At 70.3% G+C, this 8,494-nt stretch carries 7 protein-coding genes and 1 pseudogene; 7 read left to right on the top strand and 1 reads right to left on the bottom strand.

Annotated elements, in window-relative coordinates:
- Positions 1-808, top strand: an 808-nt coding sequence (locus tag I53_RS01000) for a lysophospholipid acyltransferase family protein (protein WP_043345734.1), incomplete at its 5' end; no start/stop codon positions are given.
- Between the two features lie 123 nt (positions 809-931).
- On the opposite strand, the gene I53_RS30725 is transcribed toward I53_RS01000, so the two are convergent.
- On the bottom strand, positions 932-1,273 hold the full coding sequence (locus I53_RS30725; protein WP_306307418.1) for a pentapeptide MXKDX repeat protein: 342 nt from the start codon (positions 1,271-1,273) through the stop codon (positions 932-934).
- Between the two features lie 262 nt (positions 1,274-1,535).
- Between I53_RS30725 and I53_RS00990 the strand changes: the two genes are divergently transcribed.
- The 6 genes and pseudogenes from I53_RS00990 to I53_RS00965 form a co-directional block, all read left to right on the top strand.
- On the top strand, positions 1,536-3,272 hold the full coding sequence (locus I53_RS00990) for an L-lactate permease (protein ID WP_043345728.1): 1,737 nt from the start codon (positions 1,536-1,538) through the stop codon (positions 3,270-3,272).
- 167 nt (positions 3,273-3,439) lie between these two features.
- Entirely contained in the window at positions 3,440-4,777 is a 1,338-nt protein-coding gene (miaB, locus tag I53_RS00985) for a tRNA (N6-isopentenyl adenosine(37)-C2)-methylthiotransferase MiaB (protein WP_043345726.1), read from the top strand.
- A gap of 37 nt (positions 4,778-4,814) precedes the next feature.
- Positions 4,815-5,921: a PhoH family protein gene (locus I53_RS00980; RefSeq protein ID WP_043345723.1), complete on the top strand. Its 1,107-nt coding sequence runs from the start codon at positions 4,815-4,817 to the stop codon at positions 5,919-5,921.
- Between the two features lie 2 nt (positions 5,922-5,923).
- Positions 5,924-6,403, top strand: a complete 480-nt coding sequence (gene ybeY, locus I53_RS00975; RefSeq protein WP_043345720.1) for an rRNA maturation RNase YbeY — start codon at positions 5,924-5,926, stop codon at positions 6,401-6,403.
- 36 nt (positions 6,404-6,439) lie between these two features.
- Positions 6,440-7,573: a hemolysin family protein gene (locus I53_RS00970; RefSeq protein ID WP_043345718.1), complete on the top strand. Its 1,134-nt coding sequence runs from the start codon at positions 6,440-6,442 to the stop codon at positions 7,571-7,573.
- Positions 7,574-7,649: 76 nt separating this feature from the next.
- A pseudogene (locus I53_RS00965) lies at positions 7,650-8,494 on the top strand (apolipoprotein N-acyltransferase); the annotation flags it as partial.

Here is an 8,494-nt window from a genome sequence, read left to right as displayed (position 1 = left end):
GGCCTCGCACTGGATCGCCCTGCGGCTGCTGCGTCGCCGCGCGGCCCTGGCGCCGGTCCTGTTCCACCGTGCTTTCCTGCGCCTGTTCGGGGTGCGGGTCATGCAGAGCGGAACACCCCCTGCCCCCGGCGAGGCGGCCCTGGTGCTCGCCAATCACGTCTCGTGGCTGGATATCATCGCGGTGGGCTCGCTGCGGCCGCTCTCCTTCGTGGCGAAGTCCGAGATCGCCGGCTGGCCGCTGATCGGCGCCCTCGCGGGGCTGCAGCGGACGATCTACATCGACCGGCAGCGGCGCGGGGCAACCGCCACCGTCAGCACCGCCATGGGTCATCGGCTGGCCGAAGGGGAGCTCGTCGTTCTGTTCGCGGAGGGGACCACCGGCGACGGAACCCGGCTCCTGCCGTTCCGCTCCTCCCTGGTCGGCGCAGCCCGGGCGGCATTGCAAGCCGAGGCCGGGCGCGGCCGGGTGCGCCTCCAGCCGTTGGCCATCACCTATCCCCGTCGCAACGGCCTGCCGGTGACGCGGGCCGAGCGCGCCGAGATCGCCTGGTACGGGGACATGGAGTTGGCCCCCCACCTCGCCGCCTTCGTGCAGGGCGGCCCCATCGACGTGCACGTCGTCTGGGGGGCGCCGATCGTCTTCGAGGCGACAACCGACCGGAAGGCCGCCACGGCCGCCGCGGAGGCCGAGGTGCGCGCTGCCCTGCGGGGCATCGGCGCGGGCGGCGACGGGGTCGCGCCCGCGCCGAATGTCCGGCCAGCGGCCAGCGACCTCGGCCTCCAGGGTCAGGAGATTGCGACGGTCTGAGCGGAGCCGTTCGACAGCGGGCTCGGCAGGTGGTCCCCGGCGCCGCGGTCGCGGACAGCGCGGTTCGAGACGCGCGACGGATCTGCCGATCCCGGCCGGTCTCCGCCGCGCGTCTGCCGTGCTCTACCGCTTCGGTGCGTCACTCCGGCTCATCGCACCCTTGTCCATGGCATCGGTCTTTCCCATGGGAGCCGACTTTTCCATGGCTCCCTTATGCATGGAGTCCTTGGCCATGCTGTCCTTGGCCATGCTGTCCTTGGCCATGCTGTCCTTGGCCATGCTGTCCTTGGCCATGCTGTCCTTGGCCATGCTGTCCTTGGCCATGGAATTCTTGCTCATCGCATCCTTGTTCATAGTCTCCGCTACGGCCGGAGCCGCGGCCAGCGCGGCGGCGAAGAAGGCGGCGGAGAGCTGTAACCCGTTGCGCATGTTGAAACCTCGCGAACTGTGCTGATCGTGCAGCACATCCGGACGTTCGGCCGTCTTCGGCCCGCGGTTACGGGCCTGCAGAAAACGTTCGTCGAGCGAGTGTGTTAGCGCCCGAACAGGCCCGTTCCGGCGTCGGACGCGCGCCGACGTCAGGCGGGATGCGAGATCTTGGGGCCGCAGATCTCCGAAGATCGAGAGGCACGACCCTGGAATACATGATGCAGCGCATTGAGCGGGTCGAACCCGTCTGCTAGCTAGGCCGCAACCCGGAACAGTCGGGATTTGTGGAGGACGCCCGTTGCAAACCTGGAATCAGGTTTACGATCCGTTCGGGAGCGCTTGGCTCTCGACGCTCGCCGCTTCAGTGCCGGTCATCGCACTGCTCGCAATGATTGCCAGCGGGCGCGTGAAGGCCCATATCGCGGCCGTCATCGCCCTCGGCCTCGCCATGCTGGTGGCCATCGTCGGCTTCGGCATGCCGACCGATCTCGCCAGCCGGGCGGCCATCCTCGGGATGGTCACGGGCTTCTTCCCGATCGGCTGGATCATCCTCAACGTCATCTTCCTCTACCGCCTGACGGTGGAGAAGGGCTGGTTCGCGATCCTGCAGCAATCGGTGGCCGGCATCACGGCCGACCGGCGCCTGCAGCTCTTGCTGGTGGCCTTCGCGTTCGGCGCCTTCTTCGAGGGCGCGGGCGGCTTCGGCACCCCGGTCGCCGTCACCGGCGCGATCCTGATCGGCCTCGGCTTCTCGCCGCTCGCCGCTTCGGGCCTGTCGCTCATCGCCAACACCGCGCCGGTGGCCTTCGGGGCGCTCGGCGCGCCGATCCAGGGACTCGCCTCGGTGACCGGCTACCCGCCGGAGATCCTCGGCGCGATGATCGGCCGGCAGCTGCCGCTGTTCTCGCTGATCGTGCCGTTCTGGCTGATCTGGGTGTTCGCGGGCTTCCGCGGCATGATCCGGGTGTGGCCGCCGATCCTGGTCTGCGGCGCCTCCTTCGCGGTCGCGCAGTTCCTGATCTCGAACTACGTCAATCCCTGGATCGTCGATATCGGCGCCTCGATCGCCTCGATGCTGGCCCTGGTCCTGTTCCTGAAGGTCTGGCAGCCCCGCGAGATCTGGACGTCGCCGGCGCTGCGCGGGCACGATCCGTCGCTCGCCGTGGCCGGTCCGCGCCCCGTGGCGCTCGGCGCCGGCGTGCCCGGCACGCCCCCGGTCCATATCGGTGCACGCACGGCGTCCCAGGGCGATATCCTCTGGGCCTGGGTGCCGTGGGTCATCCTGTCCGTGGTCGTCGCCATCTGGGGAACCGGCTGGTTCAAGGGCATCGTCAACCCGATCTTCACCTGGAAGTACGAGGTGCCGGGCCTGCACAACGTGATCATGAAGGTGCCCCCGGTGGTGTCCAAGCCGGTGCCCGAGGGCGCGGTCTTCCTGTTCACCTACATGTCCTACACCGGCACGGGCGTGCTGATCGCCGCGATCATCTCCGGCCTGATCATGCGGTTCTCGCCGGTGCGCCTCGTGACGGCGTATTTCGAGACCATCTGGGCCTTGCGGTACTCGCTGATCACGATCTCGGCGATGCTCGCGCTCGGCGTCCTCACCCGCTACGCGGGCGTCGATGCGACCCTCGGCCTCGCCTTCGCCGGAACCGGCATCCTCTACCCGTTCTTCGGGACGCTCCTCGGCTGGCTCGGCGTGGCGCTCACCGGGTCGGACACGGCCTCGAACGTGCTGTTCGGCGGCCTCCAGAGGATCACGGCCGAGCAGCTCGGCCTGTCCGGCGTGCTGATGGCGGCGGCGAACTCGTCCGGCGGCGTCATGGGCAAGATGATCGACGCCCAGTCGATCGTCGTCGCCTCCACGGCCACGGGCTATTTCGGCCAGGAAGGCAAGATCCTGCGCTTCGTGTTCTGGCACTCGATCGCGCTCGCCTGCCTGGTCGGCCTGTTCGTGATGCTGCAGGCCTACGTGCCCTTCTTCCAGCAGATGGTCATCGACCTGCCCGCCGCCGCGCCGGCGGCCCACTGAGGCCGGCGGAGGAATCCTCCGCCGCACCGTTGCACCGGCCGCCTTCGGGCGGCCGGTCGTGTTTTGGCGCCGCGACGGGCCGCGCGATCCGTGCTACAGGCCACGCGCCGGCCCGCGTCGCGGGACGGGCGTGGGGATGGAAGCGGATTGGTTCAGGACGGCGCGCGTTGAAGAAGGCCTACGTCAAATCCTACGGTTGCCAGATGAACGCCTACGATGCGGCCCGCATGGCCGACGTCCTGGGCGCCGAGGGCTACACGGCGACCGACTCGGTCGAGGACGCCGATGTCGTGGTCCTCAACACCTGCCATATCCGCGAGAAGGCTGCCGAGAAGGTCTATTCCGAACTCGGGCGGCTGCGCGTCCTGAAGGGTGAGCGGAAGGCGAAAGGCCTCGACACCCGCATCGTCGTAGCCGGCTGCGTCGCCCAGGCCGAGGGCGCCGAGATCCAGGCGCGGCAGCCCGCTGTCGACGTGGTGGTCGGGCCGCAGAGCTATCACCGCCTGCCCGATCTCCTGACACGGTCCCGCGAGCGCCGCGTCGTCGACACCGAATTTCCCGTCGAGGACAAGTTCGACCACCTGCCCCGTCGGCGGACCCTCGGGGCCTCGGCCTTCCTGACCGTGCAGGAGGGCTGCGACAAATTCTGCGCTTTCTGCGTGGTGCCCTACACCCGGGGTGCGGAGGTCTCGCGGTCCGTGGCGGCCGTGCTCGCCGAGGCCGAGAAGCTCGCCGAAGGGGGCGTGCGCGAGATCACCCTCATCGGTCAGAACGTCAACGCCTATCACGGCGACGGGCCCGACGGCGCGCCCGTGGGTCTTGCCGCGCTGGTGCGGGCGGTGGCCAGCATCCCCGGCATCGCGCGGATCCGCTACACGACGAGCCATCCGAACGACTTCGACGAGGCCCTGATCCGGGCCCATGCCGAGGTGCCGGCCCTGATGCCCTACCTGCACCTGCCGGTGCAGTCGGGGTCGGACCGGATCCTCGCCGCCATGAACCGGAAGCACACCGGCGATGCTTATCGCCGGTTGATCGACCGGATCCGGACCGTGCGGCCGGACATCGCCCTGTCCTCCGATTTCATCGTCGGCTTCCCCGGCGAGACCGATGCGGATTTCGCCGAGACCCTGCGGCTCGTGCGCGACGTCGGGTTCGAGAGCGCATTCTCGTTCAAGTACAGCCCCCGTCCCGGGACGCCGGCCGCAGACCGCACCGATCAGGTGTCTGAGGCCGTGATGGCCGCGCGGCTCGCCGAGCTGCAGGCGCTCCTCGACAGCCAGCGGCACGCGTATCAGCGGGCGGCCGAGGGCCGGGTCTTCGACGTGCTGGTGGAGAAGCCGGGACGTCACCCGGGTCAGGTCGCGGGCAAGACGCCGCACCTGCTGGCCGTCCAGTTCGACGCCGCGTCGCACCATATCGGACAGGTGGTGCCGGTGCGGATCACCGAGGCGGGCGCCAACAGCCTGTTCGGGGAACTCGTCTCGGAGGCTGCGGCGGCGTGAGGATCGGAACGGTCGGACGGATGGCGAGGATGACGGATTGAGCGCGTCGGACGGTGGGGGCGCGCGCGGCGCGCTCCGGGGTCGCGGCCCGGCGGCGCTGCCGGCCGGATCGGACGAGGCGGTCGAGGTGCCGCTGACTTTCGACGACAACCGCCTCGCGAGCCTCGTCTTCGGCCAATACGACCAGAACGTCGCCCATATCGAGCGCCGGCTGGATGTGACCGCCACGGCGCTCGGCAACCATCTCGTCATCAAGGGCCCCGCAGACGCCGTCGAGACGGCGCGGCGGGTTTTCCAGAAACTCTACGCCCGGGTGCGGACCGGCGGCAGCACCCTCAGCCTCGGCGACGTCGACGGCGCCATCCGCGAAGCCACCGCCCAGGCGACCCTGTTCCCGGCGGCGGCGATCGCCGCCGAGGCCGACACGCCGCATTTCGAGCAGATCGCAACGCGCAAGCGCGGCGCCGTGCGGGCCCGCAATCCGGCACAGGACGAGTACATCAAGCTCCTGCGCACCAATGAGCTGGTCTTCGCCGAGGGGCCCGCCGGGACGGGCAAGACCTGGCTCGCGGTCGGCCACGCCGTATCGCTCCTGGAGCAGGGCCATGCCGAGCGGCTGATCCTGTCGCGTCCGGCGGTCGAGGCCGGGGAGCGCCTGGGCTTCCTGCCCGGCGACATGCGCGAGAAGGTCGATCCCTACCTGCGGCCGATCTATGACGCCCTCTACGACTTCATGGAGGCGCGTCACGTCGACCGCGGCCTGCAGACCGGCACGATCGAGATCGCGCCGCTGGCCTTCATGCGTGGCCGCACCCTCACCAACGCCGTGGTGCTCCTCGACGAGGCGCAGAACACGACCTCCATGCAGATGAAGATGTTCCTCACCCGCCTGGGCGAGGGCTCCCGCATGATCATCACGGGCGATCCCAGCCAGATCGATTTGCCGCCGGGCCAGAAATCCGGCCTCGTGGAAGCGGTCGGCGTCCTGGACGGCGTCGAGGGGATCGGGCGCGTGCGGTTCAAGGATGTCGACGTGGTCCGCCACGACCTCGTGCGCCGGATCGTCACCGCCTACGAGCGCGCCGCCCACGGCAGCGCCGAGGCCGACCGCAATCCCAATCCCCGCCGACGGCCGCTGGCGTGAGCATGCCGCACGCGATCGATCTCGCCGTCGAGGACGCGCGCTGGGAGACGGCGATCCCGGACCTCGAAGCCTGGGTTACGCGCGCCGTGGAAGCCGGCCTCGCCATCGCCCCCGACCGGCCGGACGGACCTGTCGAGGTAAGCATCCTGCTGGCCGACGATGCCGCGGTGCAGGACCTCAACCGGACCTGGCGCGGCAAGGACAAGCCGACCAACGTCCTGTCCTTCCCCGCCGCTCCGCAGCCGGTGCATCCCGGCGTTCCGACGCCCCTCGGCGACGTGGTCCTTGCTTACGAGACCCTGGTGCGCGAAAGTGCGGAGCAGTCGAAGCCGCTCCAGAATCACCTCGCCCATCTGCTCGTCCATGGCATCCTGCATTGTCTCGGTCAGGACCACGAGATCGGCGAGGCCGAGGCCGATGCCATGGAAGCCCTTGAGGTCGCGGCTCTCGCGACGCTGGGCATCCCGGATCCCTATGCCTGAGCGCGCGACGCCCGATCGACCCCAGACCCGAGAGACATGAGCAACGATCGAAGTCGCGGCGCGGCCCTGGCCGCGCCCAGTTCCACCGAGGGTGAATCCCCGCATCGGGAGCCCTGGTACGACCGCCTGCTCCAGGCACTTCATCTCAAGCCGCGCGATTCGCTGCGCGAGGGTCTTGAGGAGGCGCTGGCGGAGCCGGATGCCGGCGAGAGCGGCCTCACGCCGCTTGAGCGTGTCATGCTCAAGAATGTCCTCGGCCTGCATAAGGTGCGCGTCGACGACGTGATGGTCCCCCGAGCCGACATCGTCGCCGTGTCGAACGACACGAGTCTCGGCGACTTGCTCAAACTGTTCCGCACGGCCGGTCATTCCCGGCTGCCGGTCTATGGCGAGACCCTCGACGACCCCCGCGGCATGGTCCACATCCGCGACCTCGTCGATCACATCGCCGCCAAGGCCGAGCCGGCCCGGCGCAGTGCCGCCGCGGTCGTGAAGCCCGCGGAGACCGTGGCCGACGGTACCGCGGATGCGGCGGCCGCACCGCGGCCGCGCCGGCCGGCTCCGCGGGTGCCGCGGGGCCTGGACCTCGGAAAGGTCGACCTGACGACGACCCTGGCGGCGACGCGCATCCAGCGGCCGGTCCTGTTCGTCCCGCCCTCCATGCCGGCGATCGACCTGCTGGTGCGCATGCAGGCGACCCGCACCCATATGGCGCTCGTCATCGACGAGTATGGCGGCACCGATGGGCTGATCTCCATCGAGGACCTGATCGAGGTCGTGGTCGGCGACATCGAGGACGAGCACGACGTCGCGGAGGACAGTTTCGTCCAGCGCGTCGACGGCGAGGGCGAGGTCTTCGTGGCCGACGCGCGCACGCCGCTGGCCGAGGTCTCCGAGGTGACGGGCGTGGACCTCGTGGCGGCGGTCGGCGAGATGGCCGAGGAGATCGATACGCTGGGCGGCATGATCGTGACGCTGGCGGGCCGCGTCCCGTCGCGGGGCGAGCTGATCGCCGGTCCGGGCGATCTCGAATTCGAGGTGCTCGACGCCGATCCGCGGCGTCTGAAGCGCCTGCGGTTCCACAAGGGCGCGGCGCGGATCGGGACCGTCGTGCCGCTCGCCCTGCCCCCGCCATCGAGCCCCCCGGTCGCCGAGACGCCGCACCCGTGACGGTCGTGGCGTGACGGGTCTGGCGGACGGTTTCGCCCGGTCGCCCGCAGCGGCCGGTGCATCCATGCGCGGGCCGATGCGGGATCCCCTGCCCGATCCGGAGCGCGCGCATGTGCCGGGCGCCGTGCTGGCGATCACGCATCTGACCGGCTGGCGCCGCCTGGGGCTGGCGTGGTTCGCGGGCGCGCTCGGCGCGCTGGCCATGCCGCCCTACGGGATCCTGCCGGCCCTTGCCCTGTCCCTGACGGTCGCGGTCTGGCTGCAGGACGGGGCCGCCTCCGGGCGGACCACCCTCCGGCGGTTCTGGCCCTGCTTCCTGGTCGGATGGGCCTGGGGCTTCGGCTACCTCACCGCCGGACTCTGGTGGCTGGGCCAGGCCTTCCTGGTGGAGGCCGACGAGTTCCTCTGGGCCCTGCCCTTGGGCGTTGTCGGTCTGCCCTTCGCCCTCGGCCTGTTCTACGGCGCCGGGTTCGGCGCCGCGGGCCTGCTGTGGAGCCGGGGCGCGGCGCGGATCGCCGCCCTCGCCTTCGGGCTCGGCGCCGCCGACTGGCTGCGCGGCCACGTGTTCACGGGCTTTCCCTGGAACACCCTCGGGATGGCGCTGGCCCAGAATCTCTGGCTGATGCAATGGGCCGCCGTGATCGGGCTCTACGGCCTGTGCATCCTGGCCGTGCTCGTCTGCGCCGCACCCGCGACCCTCGCCAACGGCGGGGGGCTCCGCGGCCGGTTCGGGCCGAGCGCCGCGGCCGCCATCGTGCTCGTCGGCCTGGCGCTCTACGGGGCCGAGCGTCTCGGCCCGCCCGATCCGGTGGTGGCCGGTGTCCGGCTGCGACTCGTCCAGCCCAACCTGCCTCAGGATGCCAAGTTCAGGCCGGAGAACCGGACCGATATCGTCGACCGCTACATCGAGCTGAGCCAGCG

It is taken from the genome of Methylobacterium sp. B1 (assembly GCF_000333255.1).
GTDB lineage: Bacteria > Pseudomonadota > Alphaproteobacteria > Rhizobiales > Beijerinckiaceae > Methylobacterium > Methylobacterium fujisawaense.
This window is presented reverse-complemented; position numbering and strand designations above follow the sequence as displayed.

What these genes read in the sequence shown, in the direction of transcription:
- I53_RS00970 (WP_043345718.1), top strand. Translation starts at nt 6,440, where the DNA reads ATGAGCAACGATCGAAGTCGCGGCGCGGCCCTGGCCGCGCCCAGTTCC.
- ybeY (WP_043345720.1), top strand. Translation starts at nt 5,924, where the DNA reads ATGCCGCACGCGATCGATCTCGCCGTCGAGGACGCGCGCTGGGAGACG.